The 14802-nt window shown below is 44.2% G+C and carries 13 protein-coding genes, 1 tRNA gene and 3 pseudogenes; 12 read left to right on the forward strand and 5 right to left on the reverse strand.

The genetic code is table 11. The features are described 5' to 3' along the window. The first annotated feature begins 17 nt into the window (after positions 1-17). From AB3Y96_RS01970 to AB3Y96_RS01980, 3 genes and pseudogenes are all read left to right on the forward strand, one after another. Positions 18-1313 carry a hypothetical protein gene (locus AB3Y96_RS01970; protein ID WP_367298371.1) on the forward strand — a complete coding sequence of 432 codons (1296 nt, stop codon included), beginning with the start codon at positions 18-20 and terminating at the stop codon, positions 1311-1313. A gap of 183 nt (positions 1314-1496) precedes the next feature. Then, on the forward strand, positions 1497-1883 hold the full coding sequence (locus tag AB3Y96_RS01975; protein ID WP_367298372.1) for a CesT family type III secretion system chaperone: 387 nt from the start codon (positions 1497-1499) through the stop codon (positions 1881-1883). 245 nt (positions 1884-2128) lie between these two features. Continuing rightward, a pseudogene (locus AB3Y96_RS01980) lies at positions 2129-2212 on the forward strand (GNAT family N-acetyltransferase); the annotation flags it as partial. Between the two features lie 560 nt (positions 2213-2772). Here the strand turns inward: AB3Y96_RS01980 and AB3Y96_RS01985 are convergent. Continuing rightward, entirely contained in the window at positions 2773-3921 is a 1149-nt protein-coding gene (locus AB3Y96_RS01985; protein WP_367298373.1) for a hypothetical protein, read from the reverse strand. Positions 3922-4252: 331 nt separating this feature from the next. Between AB3Y96_RS01985 and AB3Y96_RS01990 the strand changes: the two are divergent. Then, positions 4253-4387, forward strand: a pseudogene (locus AB3Y96_RS01990) (Fic family protein); the annotation flags it as partial. A 124-nt stretch (positions 4388-4511) separates the two neighbouring features. Beyond that, a pseudogene (locus tag AB3Y96_RS01995) lies at positions 4512-4649 on the forward strand (transcriptional regulator); the annotation flags it as partial. Positions 4650-4744: 95 nt separating this feature from the next. Here AB3Y96_RS01995 and AB3Y96_RS02000 read toward each other — a convergent pair. Beyond that, positions 4745-4820, reverse strand: a tRNA-Phe gene (locus AB3Y96_RS02000). A 517-nt stretch (positions 4821-5337) separates the two neighbouring features. On the opposite strand from AB3Y96_RS02000, the gene speFL reads away from it, so the two are divergent. The 5 genes from speFL (at position 5338) to nikR (ending at position 10730) form a co-directional block, all read left to right on the forward strand. Beyond that, positions 5338-5442 carry a leader peptide SpeFL gene (gene speFL, locus AB3Y96_RS02005; protein ID WP_016361109.1) on the forward strand — a complete coding sequence of 35 codons (105 nt, stop codon included), beginning with the start codon at positions 5338-5340 and terminating at the stop codon, positions 5440-5442. A 326-nt stretch (positions 5443-5768) separates the two neighbouring features. Continuing rightward, positions 5769-7931 (forward strand): ornithine decarboxylase SpeF, encoded by a 2163-nt coding sequence (gene speF, locus AB3Y96_RS02010; RefSeq protein ID WP_072307895.1) that lies wholly within the window; start codon positions 5769-5771, stop codon positions 7929-7931. 118 nt (positions 7932-8049) lie between these two features. Next, on the forward strand, positions 8050-9372 hold the full coding sequence (gene potE, locus AB3Y96_RS02015; protein ID WP_063585968.1) for a putrescine-ornithine antiporter: 1323 nt from the start codon (positions 8050-8052) through the stop codon (positions 9370-9372). Positions 9373-9526: 154 nt separating this feature from the next. Beyond that, on the forward strand, positions 9527-10195 hold the full coding sequence (locus AB3Y96_RS02020) for a glutathione S-transferase family protein (RefSeq protein WP_072307893.1): 669 nt from the start codon (positions 9527-9529) through the stop codon (positions 10193-10195). A 76-nt stretch (positions 10196-10271) separates the two neighbouring features. Beyond that, on the forward strand, positions 10272-10730 hold the full coding sequence (nikR, locus tag AB3Y96_RS02025) for a nickel-responsive transcriptional regulator NikR (RefSeq protein WP_367298374.1): 459 nt from the start codon (positions 10272-10274) through the stop codon (positions 10728-10730). An 83-nt stretch (positions 10731-10813) separates the two neighbouring features. On the opposite strand, the gene mltC is transcribed toward nikR, so the two are convergent. The 3 genes from mltC to mutY all read right to left on the reverse strand — a co-directional run bounded on the left by mltC (position 10814) and on the right by mutY (position 13358). Then, positions 10814-11893: a membrane-bound lytic murein transglycosylase MltC gene (gene mltC / locus AB3Y96_RS02030; RefSeq protein ID WP_072307891.1), complete on the reverse strand. Its 1080-nt coding sequence runs from the start codon at positions 11891-11893 to the stop codon at positions 10814-10816. Positions 11894-11975: 82 nt separating this feature from the next. Beyond that, positions 11976-12248 carry an oxidative damage protection protein gene (locus AB3Y96_RS02035; protein ID WP_025798592.1) on the reverse strand — a complete coding sequence of 91 codons (273 nt, stop codon included), beginning with the start codon at positions 12246-12248 and terminating at the stop codon, positions 11976-11978. Positions 12249-12299: 51 nt separating this feature from the next. After that, the gene (mutY, locus tag AB3Y96_RS02040) at positions 12300-13358 is read right to left on the reverse strand and encodes an A/G-specific adenine glycosylase (protein WP_367300266.1); all 1059 of its coding nucleotides are present in this window, start codon (positions 13356-13358) and stop codon (positions 12300-12302) included. Positions 13359-13704: 346 nt separating this feature from the next. Here mutY and trmB point away from each other — a divergent pair, with 346 nt between their 5' ends. Next, positions 13705-14421, forward strand: a complete 717-nt coding sequence (gene trmB, locus AB3Y96_RS02045) for a tRNA (guanosine(46)-N7)-methyltransferase TrmB (RefSeq protein WP_072307890.1) — start codon at positions 13705-13707, stop codon at positions 14419-14421. Next, positions 14421-14747, forward strand: a complete 327-nt coding sequence (locus AB3Y96_RS02050; RefSeq protein WP_025798599.1) for a YggL family protein — start codon at positions 14421-14423, stop codon at positions 14745-14747. Before trmB ends, AB3Y96_RS02050 begins: the two co-directional genes overlap by 1 nt. Positions 14748-14802: the final 55 nt, after the last annotated feature.

Below are 14802 nucleotides of genomic sequence, written 5' to 3' on the forward strand. Positions count from 1 at the left end.
TTAAATCGGAGGGTATTATGGTTACTGCAGTAACAACAGGTGGAACCTTAGGTATTTCGCATTATAATGAAGTTGAAAGAACGAGTGGTAAAAATGATGTACTTACCGTAAGAAATAATGGAAAGGAAAACTGTCTGACCGCTGGGCGCTCGCTAGCAGAGCGTTTTATTGTTATTTTAAATAGCACATGCTTAGGGTCTCTCGGGTTTATTAAAAAACTATATGAGGCGTTAGAACATCGGGAAGCAAAAGCCATTGAATGCTTTAGTTCAGCATTAGCGAATATTTATGGCGAAGGGGCTAAAGATATCGTAAATGCGCATTTAAATGGGAAGGGGAAAATAGAGTCATCAGATGTGTCTATAATTTTTGATAAAGTAACAAAAGCAAACCCCTCTTATAAAGAATGTGATGAGAACGATAAAACAATTACAGGGAAACTGAAATTATCATTCCAGGATTTTGATATCTCTCATGTAAATAACTGCGATTTCGATTTGTTTGATATTTTATCATCAAAAGTTGATGGGTTAATCGCTAATATTGGGGGGCGAGAGCGTTTTAGTAACCAAGAAAATGTGCATTCTTTGAGAATGGCACTGATGGATTTTATTACGTCAATGCCTGCCTCATCAGATACGTTTATGGCCGCTTTCTCTAACATAGAAAACGATGTTGCAGTTCCTGACTATCATCTTAATGAAATTAATTTAAGTGAGCGCTCAAGCTGTTACCTCACAGCGGAAGATATGAATAGTCTCCTTAAGGAGGCTGGGCTTCTGAAAGAAGAATTGTTGCTTTCGGGAGTTCAAGATGTGTGCCGCCACCAAGTCTATGCCGCTCGTTTTAACCAGAGGACAAGGGAGAATATGGGCACGATAGAGAGAAGAGCTCTATCTGTGGAGTCGCTTCTTCGCGCCGTGGATGAGGATGTAGAAACGCCGGTACTACAACAGCCAGCGCCATTATCGCCATTACCGCAGACCACGTCGTCATCGCAGTATGCGCCGCCACCAACACCGCCAAAGTCGCAGCATGTTCCACCGCCGCCGCCGCCACTACCACCAAAGCCGTTGTTGCAGAATGTTCCACCGCCGCCACCGCCACCACCTAAGACGTTATCGCAGCATGTTCCACCACCACCGCCACTTCCACCAATGGTTTCCGTAGAAGCGATTGAAAATAATCAGCTAGATAAGAATAAAGTAAATTCTTCAAATAAAACTGACACAAAAATCCCAGTAAAAATGAGCTTTGAGGATGAATTGAAAAATAGAATAAAACAACATAGCAGCAAGGGTGGGGGTTTCTGAACTTGATGAGCCGGCAAAAAAAAAATTGACTTAAGACCCAATGCAAATAATGGGTTAGAAGATATTTTAAATAGAGCCATTAATGATAGAAGAAAAGCATATTCTGATGACGATAGTATCAGTTCAGAAAGTCAGAGCGAGAATGATGATGACGAGTGGGATTAATAATCGTGAGGAATTTCTATGAATCAGTATATAAAAAATCAACTTTCATTTTTATCTGAACAGTTAGGAATTGATGTATTTTTGGATGATAAGCAGCAAGCCATAATACTTATTGATGGCGTTTATCCGATTTCAATTCGTTTGATTGATAGTGCATGGCGGTTTTATGCAATGGTCTGTTATGCTAGTGATATAGCGGATTCAAACAGCGGTTATAAAAAAATGCTTTCAACGAATATGAATGAACAGGAATACGGCGGGGGTGGGGGATTGTGCCTTGATGAATCAGCAAATGCTATATTGTATATATTAAACCCCACATGCAATGAACACTCTGAAGACTTATATAATAAATTGAACGGATTCGTTAATCGTGTAGACGTTATTCGTGAGATGGTTCTGTAAGTTATATATGGATTAGTATTTTCAGCTGAAAAGATCTCCATAATCACAGAGATTTTATTTCAGAAAAAACAACCGGCCTTATGGATTAACACCGTTCACTTAAGCTCGATTTTAGGCAGAACATGCCGATGGGGTTGCAACGGCGTAAGCCGCCTAAGCGCCCAGCAGCGTGTTATGCCGAGTATCTCGATTTCTTAAACAAACGATGTTAGCCATAGGGCTGGTTTCTTTAAATAGTGGTGCCCGGACTCGGAGTAATTCAGGCCGCGGAGACCATCGGTATTCGTGGCATGTTGGTGCACGCGTTATCTAATGAGGCGCGGGAATTTTTATCTGTGAGCCATCGCCGATGACGCTGGGGGATTTGGTGGGGAGTTTATCAATTTGAAATTGATGTTTTGCCTGTGAGCATAAAAATATGAATGGGCTATTTAGATAGGATACTAAAAGTAAAGCTGGCGGGTAGTTAAAAAGATTGGTTCGAAAACGAAAGTTAGCTATGTTAGGTGAAAATTGTTCAAAAAAATGATTAGTGTTTATGGCGACTAACTCAGAGGCGTTTATCCCTTTAAAAACGACATAATACAAGCCCTATATATGGAAGGTGTTCCTGATGAATTTAATAGTCACGAGGAGGTTTCAAAAACTATTGAGTACCTAATTTCTGATCTTGAAGGAAGACTGGATGACTATCAGATAAGAGTCAATATTAAATGATAGAAATCAGTTTTTAATATTAATAAAGCAAATCTAGTAAACGATAATCATAATGTTATTTATTTCCTTTTTCAGTATCGACTCTCTAATTTTATCCTGACCTTGCTTCAGGGGAAAATATTATTATGATGTAATTATATTTCTGGATGAATCCACTAATCAGATTAAGAATCTATATTTTCGCTAACTCACAATTATATATATCTAGTGCTTTTCTGTATACATCATTAATATTACGAGGGAACCTTTCGTAAATAATAGATGGGCTGTATGAAGAGATGATATGTGTATAGGTACATTGAAGTCTCGTGGGGTCTACCCTACGATTTTTCTTGCAGATTTCATAAAGTTCTATGAGGTTTGTTAAGGAGCCAAGTTCATTGTAAGGGCACAGTAAGCCAAAGTTTTTATATGTAATAACATCATTTGAATCAAAAGGTAATGTTATTTTTGATATGGATTCAAAGATGATTTCTCCCCAGTCTGAAATGATTTTATCTTGCAATCTACCATTTCCGGTAAAGGATAAGATATCACTTATCATATTATGGTAAGTCAAAAAAGAGACCCATGGAGTTAATGCATTAAGTCCAATTGGTCTGCCAGCATATAAAAAATCCCAACTCTTCGGTTCTTCTACAGATTCTAAACCAAGTTCATCATTGATGAGCTTAAATTCATATATATAAGAGAATATTTTAGAGTCATTATTGTCAATTCCCCAGTTATTTTTCACGTTTTCTAGAAGACGTAGATATCTTTTTTTTATAACATCAAGAAATAAATTTGACTGTATTTCTACTTTTATTTCAATGTTAAAAAAACTATTATTTGTGAATATTTTATTATACAATGAATTTCTATCTTTAAATTTGAACCCTGAGCTTGCTATCTCTATTTTATTTAGTACGTCATCGAACATTTCCTTGTGGGTTTTATACATTTCAAATTTCATTAATTCCTTTTTTGCTTCAAGATGAAGATTGTTTTTATCTTGAATCTCTTTTTGAATCTCTTTTTGAATCTCTTTTTGAATCCGAAGTTGTTCAGAACGTTCTTGATCATTTTTCTTTTGTTGTTGTAGTAGGAAGATCAATGTAGCCAGAGAGGCTATTGCACTCAAAAGAGTGAATACACCCGATAAAAGTGAACCAAAATTAGACCAGTCGCCAGACTTTTTTGAAAGGCTGATATTTATTCCTTTAGATAGGAGGCTAAAATATTCTCCACTAACTGAATAATCATACAAAATAAGAATTATTACTGGTGGTACAACACCAAAAATAAAAATTGCAATCCATAGCAGTTTACTTGTAAACACTTTATTATTTCTCGCTATTTTTTCGTTTAGCTGATTATATCCTCGTTGTACTATCAGTACCACTGTATGTATCGCAATAAATGGTGCTATTCACTTCCAAAGATTTTCTTACCGACTGATTATATCTTCCTAATAAAATCGCTATTCGAAAAACCTGATTCATCGAAAACCAGATCATTGCCGCCTTGACGTCTCCGCAGACGCAGGACGTACCGTAAAAGAGTTTTCTGGGACGCGAGGATAACTGGCTTGCGCCGGGCAGGGACGCTCCAGATATGCGCTTTCAGATTAAGTTCATCTCAGCGGGCAAAACGCAGTCCACTGGATCGTAGATAAACCAAAATACGATCTGATGAAAGTTGCGCTGGTGCATCATCGATTTGGCTGGATACACCCATTTGGTAACGGCAATGGCAGAACGGTCAGATTGCTGACCTATGCACTACTCATCAAATACACTTTTGATGCTGATGAAGAAAAATAGCTCACCGGATTACTTTTTGAGCTGGTGAGTTTGCCGACGAACTCAGAGCGCCGCGCTGGATCCGCACATCTGAAGGCGTGAAGTTTATCGATGAGGTGGCGGTTTGATGCAACCGGACTGGCATTTTGCCGACATTATCACTGTACTGAAAATGCAGGGGACTTCACTGGCGGCGGTTTCGCGTAAGACTGGATGGTCTTCCTCCTCGCTGGCAAATGCTTTGGTACGGCGTTGGCCCGCTGGGTGAGCCGCTGGCGGCGAATTATCGAACGAAGTTCGATGAAGAGTCCGTATGCCAGAAAGCAAAAAACCAGCCCTTAGGCTGGTTTCTTTAAATAGTGGTGCCCGGACTCGGAATCGAACCAAGGACACGGGGATTTTCAATCCCCTGCTCTACCGACTGAGCTATCCGGGCAACGGGGCGCATTAAAACGTATTAGCGCCGCCGCGTCAATAAATTTATCACTTTCATGGTTTAAGCGCTCAATAATGACGCATTCATCGCGATGAAGTGCAGATCCTGACAGATAAAAATCATAACTTAAAATTATAAAGGTTGTGTTTTTAATCTATAAAGTGAATTTTTAAGCGTTTTTTTTAATTAAAAAATCATATTAAATTTTTTAGCACGGTTAATTACAAAACATATTTTTTACAATTTCGTATCAATTTATAATAAAACCGCATTATTTGTACAAACTCAAAAATTCAATGTTGCCGAATTTCTTTAATGATAGGATTTATTTTAATAATACAGATAAAAGCAATTCGTTACATATTACTAACTATTAGCGATGCTTAAATATGCATTCAAGGCTGGACAATAATATTTTTTTATTTATTATATACCTCGTAATAGTGATAAATATCACGGTTTACATAATCGCACAGGTTACAATGTCCTCGGTTTCCACATAAAGAGGAAATAGGAAATGGAAAATAACAATAAAGCTATGCCGCATATCCGACGCGTCACGCATCTTATGATGATGGCCCATCGTAGCTGCTTTGATTTTCACCTTTTCAACTCTAAATAATCCCCCCTCCTACGGCGTCCGTTGTTGCGGATCGTCATGCTTGCCCGATCTCATTCGTTGGTAAATCTAGTATCTAGCTGAATAATCTAGTTTTGTCCATCATTCGGTAAGCGGATTTTGACTATCCCAATAAACTCATGCGCCAATCTGGTGGCTTAGCCACCTGGCATTTATCTACCTATTCCAGTAATTCAATAACCTGAATTATTGCGGGGTAATATTGCCTTTAAAAAATAATTACGCATCGGATCCCTAAGGGGAATATCTGACGACTATGCTTTACCCTAAATTCATGACTATTAATAAAATAAGAGACCATAAATAAAATGGAAAAACTAAAAATAGCAGTTAATAACAACACCTCTGAATGCTTTAGTACCGAACGTGAAACTGTAGATATTAATAATACTAATTTTACTGATGTTTCTGCTGCCGTTATTTCCGTTGAAGATGCGGTTTCAGGCACGCTGGATACGATTGAACAAACCGGTTTCGGTATTCCTGTTTTTGTCGCCGTTTGCTGCGAAGAAGAATTGCCAGCAGAAGTACTGCCGCGTGTCACTGGCGTGTTTGAGCTGTGTGATGGCAACGTTGATTTCTACGGTAAACAGCTTGAGGCTGCTGCGGTTAAATATGAGAAAGACGTTTTACCTCCTTTCTTTGGTAGCCTCGTTGAATATGTGCAGCAGGGTAACGCCGCATTTGACTGCCCAGGGCATCAAGGTGGCCAGTTCTTCCGCCGTCATCCTGCGGGCCGTCAGTTCTTTGATTACTTTGGTGAAACATTATTCCGTTCTGACCTGTGTAACGCTGACGTATCAATGGGTGACCTGCTTATCCATGAAGGCGCTCCTTGCACCGCGCAGATGCATGCGGCCAAAGTCTTTAACGCTGATAAAACCTACTTCGTATTAAACGGCACTTCATCTTCGAACAAAGTGGTGCTGAATGCGCTGTTGGCTCCGGGTGATTTAGTGTTATTTGACCGTAACAACCATAAATCTAACCACCACGGTGCGCTAATTCAGGCGGGTGCAACGCCGGTATATCTGGAAACTGCGCGTAACCCGTTTGGCTTTATCGGTGGTATTGATTCCCACTGTTTTGAAGAGAAATACCTGCGCGATTTAGTGCGTGAAGTGGCTCCAGAACGCTCTTCAGAAAAACGCCCATTCCGCTTAGCGGTTATTCAGTTAGGCACCTACGATGGCACTATCTATAACGCCCGTCAGGTTGTCGATAAGATTGGTCATCTGTGTGATTACATCCTGTTTGACTCTGCATGGGTAGGCTACGAACAGTTCATTCCAATGATGAATGATTGCTCTCCTCTGCTGTTGGAACTGAATGAAAACGATCCGGGCATTCTGGTGACTCAGTCGGTTCATAAACAACAAGCTGGTTTCTCTCAGACTTCACAGATCCACAAAAAAGATAAACATATCAAAGGCCAAGATCGCTATGTAAATCATAAACGCATGAACAATGCTTTCATGATGCATGCGTCAACCAGCCCGTTCTATCCATTGTTTGCTGCGCTTGATGTGAACGCCAAAATGCACGAAGGCGAAAGCGGAAAACGTATGTGGATGGACTGCGTTAAAGTCGGTATCGAAACACGTAAGCTGTTGTTAAAACTCTGCAAACACATTCGTCCGTTCGTTCCTGCAACCATCGATGGCCGTAAATGGGAAGACTTTGATACCGAAGAAATGGCTAACGATCTGCGCTTCTTCGACTTCATTCCTGGTGAACGTTGGCATTCATTTGAAGGTTACGCAGAGCATCAATACTTTGTGGACCCATGCAAACTGATGCTGACCACGCCGGGTATCAACGTGCAAACCGGTGAATACGATAAGTTTGGTGTTCCAGCGACTATTCTTGCCAACTTCCTGCGTGAGAATGGCATCGTTCCAGAGAAATGTGACCTGAACTCAATCCTGTTCCTGATGACGCCTGCGGAAGATATGGCGAAGATGCAGCATCTTGTTGCACAAATCGCTCGCTTTGAACGCCTGTTAGAAGAAGATGCGCCACTGTCAGAAGTGCTGCCATCGATCTACAAAAATTACGAAGAACGTTATCAGGGTTACACCATCCGTCAGCTGTGTCAGGAAATGCATGACCTGTATGTCAGCCATAACGTGAAACAGCTGCAAAAAGAGATGTTCCGTAAAGCTCACTTCCCGAAAGTGGTGATGAATCCACAGCAGGCGAATATCGAGTTTGTCCGTGGCAACGTTGAACTGGTTGCGCTCAATCAGGTTGAAGGCCGCATCGCCGCTGAAGGCGCACTTCCTTATCCTCCAGGTGTTCTGTGCGTAGTCCCAGGTGAAATCTGGGGCGGTTCTGTACAGCGTTACTTCTTGGCATTGGAAGAGGGCATTAACCTGCTGCCAGGGTTCGCACCTGAACTACAGGGTGTCTATATCCAACAGGACGAGGATGGACGTAAACGTGCTTATGGTTATGTTATTAAACAATAAATTAGAAATCATTTCTCGGCAGGGGTACTGGCCGAAACTGATTTTCCGATAAAAGAAACAGCGGGGAGTTGCGACGTTTCCAGCTCTCCGCCAATAGATTTCATAAGAGAGATTGTTTATGAGTACGTCTAAAGGCAGTAACAAAATGGGCGTCGTTCAGCTCACAATTTTGACAGCGGTTAACATGATGGGGTCAGGGATCATCATGTTGCCGACCAAATTAGCGGAAGTGGGTACGCTTTCCATCGTTTCATGGCTGGTGACAGCGCTAGGGTCGATGGCCTTGGCCTATGCATTTGCTAAGTGCGGGATGTTTAGCCGTAAATCAGGCGGTATGGGCGGGTATGCTGAATATGCATTCGGCAAATCCGGCAACTTTATGGCGAACTACACCTACGGTGTATCGCTGCTGATTGCTAACGTGGCAATCGCGATTTCGGCTGTAGGTTACGGTACCGAATTAATGGGGGCGAACCTAACGCCACTGGGAATTTGTATCGCAACTATTGGCGTGCTGTGGCTGGCGACTATCGCTAACTTCGGTGGCGCACGCATCACAGGCCGTATCAGCGGCGTGACCGTTTGGGGCGTCATCATTCCTGTTGTCGGGATTTCCATTATCGGTTGGTTCTGGTTTAGCCCAACCATGTATGTGCAATCATGGAACCCGCATCATTTACCTGTATTTGAAGCCGTCGGTTCTTCTATTGCTATGACGTTATGGGCATTCTTGGGCTTAGAATCAGCCTGTGCGAATACCGACGTTGTTGAGAACCCTGAGCGCAACGTTCCTATCGCCGTATTGGGCGGGACGTTAGGCGCAGCGGTTATTTATATTGTGTCCACCAACGTGATTGCAGGTATTGTGCCAAACATGGATTTGGCTAACTCAACCGCGCCGTTTGGTTTGGCATTTGCCCAAATGTTTACGCCGGGCGTGGGTAAAATCATCATGGCTCTGATGATTATGTCCTGCGTAGGTTCATTGCTGGGTTGGCAGTTCACCATCGCGCAGGTATTTAAATCCTCTGCGGATGAAGGCTATTTCCCTAAAGTTTTCTCTAAATTGACTAAAGCTGAAGCGCCGGTAAAAGGCATGATCGTTATCGTGATCATCCAAACCGTGCTGTCTTTGATGACCATCAGTCCGTCGCTGAATAAACAGTTTAACGTGCTGGTTAACTTGGCGGTGGTGACCAACATTATTCCGTACATCCTTTCAATGGCGGCGTTGGTTATTATCCAGAAAGTAGCGAAGGTGAATCCTAGCAAGGCGCGTATGGCGAATATCATCGCGTTTATCGGTGCTATGTATAGCTTCTATGCGCTTTATTCATCTGGCGAAGAAGCCATGATGTACGGTGCGATTGTGACCTTCTTAGGATGGACACTGTACGGCCTGATTTCTCCACGCTTTGAAATGCAGGACAAAAATGTTTAATAGTGGTTTGTAATCAAGCTTATTAAATACTTGTTTTACCCCATGAAGAGAGCCCATTAGCGGCTCTCTTTGTTTTTCCTCATGCTCATAATCTTCTGTGTGATTTCGTCACTGCTGGCTATAGTTAGAAAACATAAGCCAGCGGAGTTAGCCAATGATTACGGTTCATCATCTTAACAATTCGCGTTCCCACCGTGTGCTTTGGACCCTCGAGGAGCTTGGTTTACCCTACCAGATTGAGCAATACCAACGCGATCCAGTGACCATGCTGGCGCCTGAATCGCTGAAAAAAATTCACCCGCTGGGCAAAGCTCCGGTTCTGACCGATGGTGAGTGGACCATTGCGGAGTCAGCCGCCATTCTTGAGTATCTTCAAGAGACCTATGACCATTCGGCGCTGCTAAAGCCACAAGAAAAACCAGAACGCATGCAATACCGTTATTGGTTGCACTATGCCGAAGGATCGTTAATGCCGTTATTAGTGATGAAGCTGATTTTTAATCGTTTGGGAAAAGCGCCGGTTCCGTGGCTGATTCGCCCAATTGGAAGCCTGCTTGGCAAAGGCGTGCAGCGCGGGTATCTCGATCAGCAACTGGCGACGCATCTTCGTTTCATTGAAAATCATCTGAGCAAAAATAACTGGTTTGCAGGCGATCATTTTAGTCTGGCTGATATACAAATGAGTTTTCCGCTTGAGGCGATGAATATCCGTACTGGTTTAGATAAAGCGCCGCATGCGCGAGGCTTATTGAAGCGTTTGCATGCAAGGCCAGCGTATCAGCTCGCGTTGAGCAAAGGTGGTCCGCTGGAGTTGATGGATTAGCTGACCGAGGTCGTTTTTTTCAGCATAGGAACAATGTCATACTCTGAAGAATTATGCCGCTTCAGGAATTAACTTTATGCAACGAGTCACTCTTTCATTGGATGACGATTTGATGGCAGAAATTGATGCCATCATTAAAGAACGTAATTACCAAAACCGCTCAGAGGCGATCCGAGATTTGGCGCGGGCGGGGCTGCAAGCTACGGCAACGCCAACGTCGAACGATGAAACCAGCAACTGTGTGGCTGCGCTGTTTTACGTTTACGATCATGAAGCGCGTGAGCTTTCTAAGCGTCTAACGAAAAGCTTTCACGATCACCACGATCTCTCCCTTGCGAGCCTGCATGTACATCTCGATCACGGTAGTTGCCTCGAAGTTTCCTTGCTGAAAGGCGCGACGGGAAAAGTGAAAGGGTTGGCCGAGAAGGTGATTGCCGAACGAGGCGTTCGCTACGGCAAACTGCTGGTTGTGCCGGGTGAAGAGTATGAACATCAGCATGAGGATGGGAAAGGACATCACCATCATCATGATTAATTTCTAGCTCAAGTATTAGCCATTCGTCCGATCTAAGCCTCCCCCCGCGAAGGGGGAGGCTGGGTGGGAATTAATGCAAAAACTTACTTCCCGCGACGATAGCTCTTCTGAGCGTTGTTAACTTTGCTCAGATAACGACGAGACTCGCCCGATGGATGCTTATTGGTTAGCGTTTCGTACACATCACCCGGGGTTAACTGGTTGATGATACTTACCGCGCGGTTACGGTCGCTAGAGAACACGCGCAGCACGCTACCTGCTCCGCCGTTATAAGCGGTAATAACGGCATAGCGGCGTGAGGTTGGATTCTGAATACCACCCAAATAGTTGTTCTGCAAAATCGCCAGATAAGCTGTACCTGTATCGATATTATTCTCTGGATCAAACAGATAACTACGGCTTGGTGTACCCCATTTTCCTTTTTGCACAAACACGTCTTTACCCGCCGTGTGCTGAACAACCTGCATCAGGCCGAGCGCATCCGAGCCACTTACCGCATACGGGTTAAAGCTGGATTCGGTTTGCATAATAGCCAGAATCAATGACTCATCAACGCCATATTTCTCTGAGGCTTTACGCACCATACCAAGGTATTTATGCGCACGCTTATCCAAGTGGTTAGGCACCAATTGAATGGTCACGGAGTAAATGACGTGCAGGCCAGACGTACGTTTCATCAGCTTGTGCTGGATCAGATAGTCGGCAAAGTTACTGGCGCGCCCCTGCCAGCGAATCGGCTGTCCGGTATTATCTAGCACCTGTCCATACAGGAAGGGTTCTTTACTGATCTGAATATCGTTCACATCAGAATAGAGATCGATAGACCCCGGATCGTCACCCATCAGCAAAGTGCTCACGATCGCCTGTTTTAAACTGGCTGCGGGATCGGTTGGTGAGATGGTTTCAATGGTGATCTGGCCGGAGTCAAAGTTGATATGGCTACGCGTGAGGTATCGGTCGGTATATTTTACGTAGTCTTTTGGACCCGCAATCAGTACCTCGTTAATGCCCCAAATGTTTTCAATGTTATGGGCAAACTGTCCCATCAAAATATCGAAGCCATTGGTATCTTTGACAAAGGCTTCGCTGTCCTGAGTATTTTTCTTTCCAGAACAAGAGATCAGCAAGGGTGCGATCAGGATCAATGCTAAAACTTTCTTCATCTTCACAGCCATATTGGATGAAAAATGGGTCTCAAATTGCGAGCTTAACGTTATTAAACCCGCAATATACTTATTAATAAGCTTACTGACTTGGCGGCGTGTAACCTTCGATATGCACGTCGTGGCCTTCAAACAGGAACTTCACCATTTCCTGTTCCAGCAGTTTTCGGTCGTCAGGGTTCATCATGTTGAGTTTTTTCTCGTTGATGAGCATGGTTTGTTTCGACATCCACTGCGACCACGCCTCTTTAGAGATTTCGTTATAGATGCGCTTACCCAGTTCACCTGGATATAGCTGGAAATCCTGCCCTTCGGCCTCTTGGTTCAGAAATGTACAAAAAATTGTTCTACTCATGATTATTCCTCATGTGGTGAGCCTGGTTCAGTTTATTGAAAGTCATAACTTTCACTTAGCAACGGGCTCTTTTGCCAGCTGCTGCAATAAACGTTCCACGGGGGCTGCCAGACCGACAGACGGTGGCTGGGCTAAGTTATACCAGAGTCCAGGTCCTTCATCCATGCAGTGACTGTGCTGTGTTATATCAAACCAAATTGGCACGATATCTAAATGAAAATGGCTAAAGGTGTGGCGAAATGAGGTTAGCTGATGAAGCTTCGGCTGACCCATGCCCAAAGACTCGACATGCTGGCGTAATTCATCCTCGCTGGTGAACTGTGGGAAACAGTACAAGCCACCCCATAGCCCAACGTTAGGACGCTGCTCCAGCCAGACCTTATCGCCTATTTGCATCATTAAGAAATAGCCGGTTCGTTCGGGAATGGTCTGTTTCGGTTTCTTGCCCGGATACTGGCTCCAACTGTTGTTGGCGTAAGCTATGCATCCGCCGCTCAGCGGGCACAGTTCGCATTTTGGTTTGCTGCGCGTACAAACTATTGCACCTAAATCCATCATCGCCTGATTAAATTGGCTGACGCCTTTGGCTGGAGTGACTTCCTCACTGATTTGCCACAGACGGTTTTCAACCTCTTTTTTGCCCGGCCAACCGTCAACCGCATAGCAGCGAGCCAATACGCGTTTTACGTTTCCGTCTAAAATAGGGTAATGCTGGCCAAGCGATAAAGAGAGGATCGCGCCTGCGGTGGAACGCCCAACGCCAGGCAGTGCGCATACGTCTTCAAAAGAGGTTGGGAATTCACCGCCGTGCTTTTCAACGATGGTTTGCGCGGCTTTATGCAGATTACGCCCACGGGCATAGTAGCCGAGACCGGTCCACAGGTGTAAAACCTCATCCTGAGGCGCTGTGGCCAACGCTCGCACGTCAGGGAATTTTTCCATAAAACGCAGAAAATAGGGGATCACCGTCGCAACCTGTGTTTGTTGCAACATGACTTCTGAAAGCCATACTTGATAAGGTGTTTTTGGACTTTGCCACGGCAAAGTTTTACGTCCGTAGCGGTCGTACCAAGTTAGCACCGACTGCGCGAACTGTTGCGCCAGCATCATAAGCGTGAAAAGTTCCCAATAGGCTGCGCTGGTTAAGAAAGCGAGGCCGATAAAAATAGGCAGCGATTGCAGCACAGAGCCTACCTGCTGTAAACCGGATCTTTCTCAAGCTGGTGCGAATAGGCGATTTCCTGTTATTCACAGGATGTTGGCCATAGCTAAAATGGTGATGTAATAGCGATGATTAATACGTGTTTTATTCAACGAATAACTCTAATTAATGAAAGTTTCTGACTAGAGCTTGCCAGTAGCTGTTAAAATCAAAACTTGTTAAAACGGGCCAATTTTGCATAATGCGCGCTCACTTTATGTTAAACATCCACATTCAGGCAGATGAAGCACCACTATGAATGACGTTGTATCACCGGAATTTGATGAGAACGGCCGCGTTATGCGCCGTATCCGCAGTTTTGTACGCCGCCAAGGGCGTCTGACCAAAGGGCAGCAGTTTGCGCTGGATAACTTCTGGCCGGTGATGGGCGTAGATTTTCAGCCACAACCGCTGGATCTCGTTGCTTTATTTGGCCGTGAAGCGCCTACCGTGCTTGAAATCGGCTTTGGTATGGGCGCGTCATTGGTTACCATGGCGCAGCAGCATCCTGAGAAAAACTTCCTCGGCATTGAAGTCCACTCGCCAGGCGTGGGGGCATGTTTAGCCGCAGCTCATGAAGCAGGTATCACCAATTTACGCGTGATGTGCCATGATGCGATTGAAGTATTGGAAGAGATGATCCCGGAGAATTCGCTGGCAATGGTTCAGCTATTCTTCCCCGATCCATGGCATAAGGCGCGCCATCATAAGCGCCGTATCGTACAGGCTCCGTTTGCACAGCAGATTAAGAGCAAGTTAAAAATCGGCGGCGTTTTCCATATGGCAACTGACTGGGAAAACTACGCCGAGCATATGCTGGAAGTGATGAACAACGCACCGGGTTACAAAAACCTGTCCAGCGATAATACATACGTCCCTCGGCCGGACTCGCGTCCATTAACGAAGTTTGAACTGCGTGGTCAGCGTTTGGGGCATGGCAACTGGGATTTGATGTTTGAGAGGGTAGAATAATGGCTAAAAACCGCAGCCGTCGTTTGCGTAAAAAGATGCATATCGATGAGTTTCAGGAATTGGGTTTCAGCGTAAGCTGGAACTTTGAAGAAGGCACCGGTATCGACATTATCGACACTACCGTTGATAAATTCATCGATGAAGCGATTGAGCCAAACGGTCTGGCATTTGATGGCAGTGGCTATCTGGCGTGGGAAGGTCTGATTTGCCTGCAGCAGATCGGTCAGTGCACCGAAGAGCATCAGAAGCTGGTTAAAGACTGGCTGGAAGCACACGGCATGAAAAATGTTGTCGTGAGCGATCTGTTTGATGTTTGGTGGGATTGATTTCCACAGGTATAAAAAAACCCGCTTCGGCGGGTTTTTTATTGTTTTGCGAAGG

The sequence above is a fragment of the Hafnia alvei genome (assembly GCF_964063325.1).
Classification (GTDB): Bacteria; Pseudomonadota; Gammaproteobacteria; order Enterobacterales; family Enterobacteriaceae; genus Hafnia; species Hafnia alvei_B.

Bases quoted from the DNA above. Each gene is read 5' to 3' on its own strand.
- AB3Y96_RS01970 (WP_367298371.1), top strand. From the start codon at position 18: ATGGTTACTGCAGTAACAACAGGTGGAACCTTAGGTATTTCGCATTAT.
- AB3Y96_RS01975 (WP_367298372.1), top strand. From the start codon at position 1,497: ATGAATCAGTATATAAAAAATCAACTTTCATTTTTATCTGAACAGTTA.
- speFL (WP_016361109.1), top strand. From the start codon at position 5,338: ATGGAAAATAACAATAAAGCTATGCCGCATATCCGACGCGTCACGCAT.
- speF (WP_072307895.1), top strand. From the start codon at position 5,769: ATGGAAAAACTAAAAATAGCAGTTAATAACAACACCTCTGAATGCTTT.
- potE (WP_063585968.1), top strand. From the start codon at position 8,050: ATGAGTACGTCTAAAGGCAGTAACAAAATGGGCGTCGTTCAGCTCACA.
- AB3Y96_RS02020 (WP_072307893.1), top strand. From the start codon at position 9,527: ATGATTACGGTTCATCATCTTAACAATTCGCGTTCCCACCGTGTGCTT.
- nikR (WP_367298374.1), top strand. From the start codon at position 10,272: ATGCAACGAGTCACTCTTTCATTGGATGACGATTTGATGGCAGAAATT.
- mltC (WP_072307891.1), bottom strand. From the start codon at position 11,893: ATGAAGAAAGTTTTAGCATTGATCCTGATCGCACCCTTGCTGATCTCT.
- AB3Y96_RS02035 (WP_025798592.1), bottom strand. From the start codon at position 12,248: ATGAGTAGAACAATTTTTTGTACATTTCTGAACCAAGAGGCCGAAGGG.
- mutY (WP_367300266.1), bottom strand. From the start codon at position 13,358: ATGATGCTGGCGCAACAGTTCGCGCAGTCGGTGCTAACTTGGTACGAC.
- trmB (WP_072307890.1), top strand. From the start codon at position 13,705: ATGAATGACGTTGTATCACCGGAATTTGATGAGAACGGCCGCGTTATG.
- AB3Y96_RS02050 (WP_025798599.1), top strand. From the start codon at position 14,421: ATGGCTAAAAACCGCAGCCGTCGTTTGCGTAAAAAGATGCATATCGAT.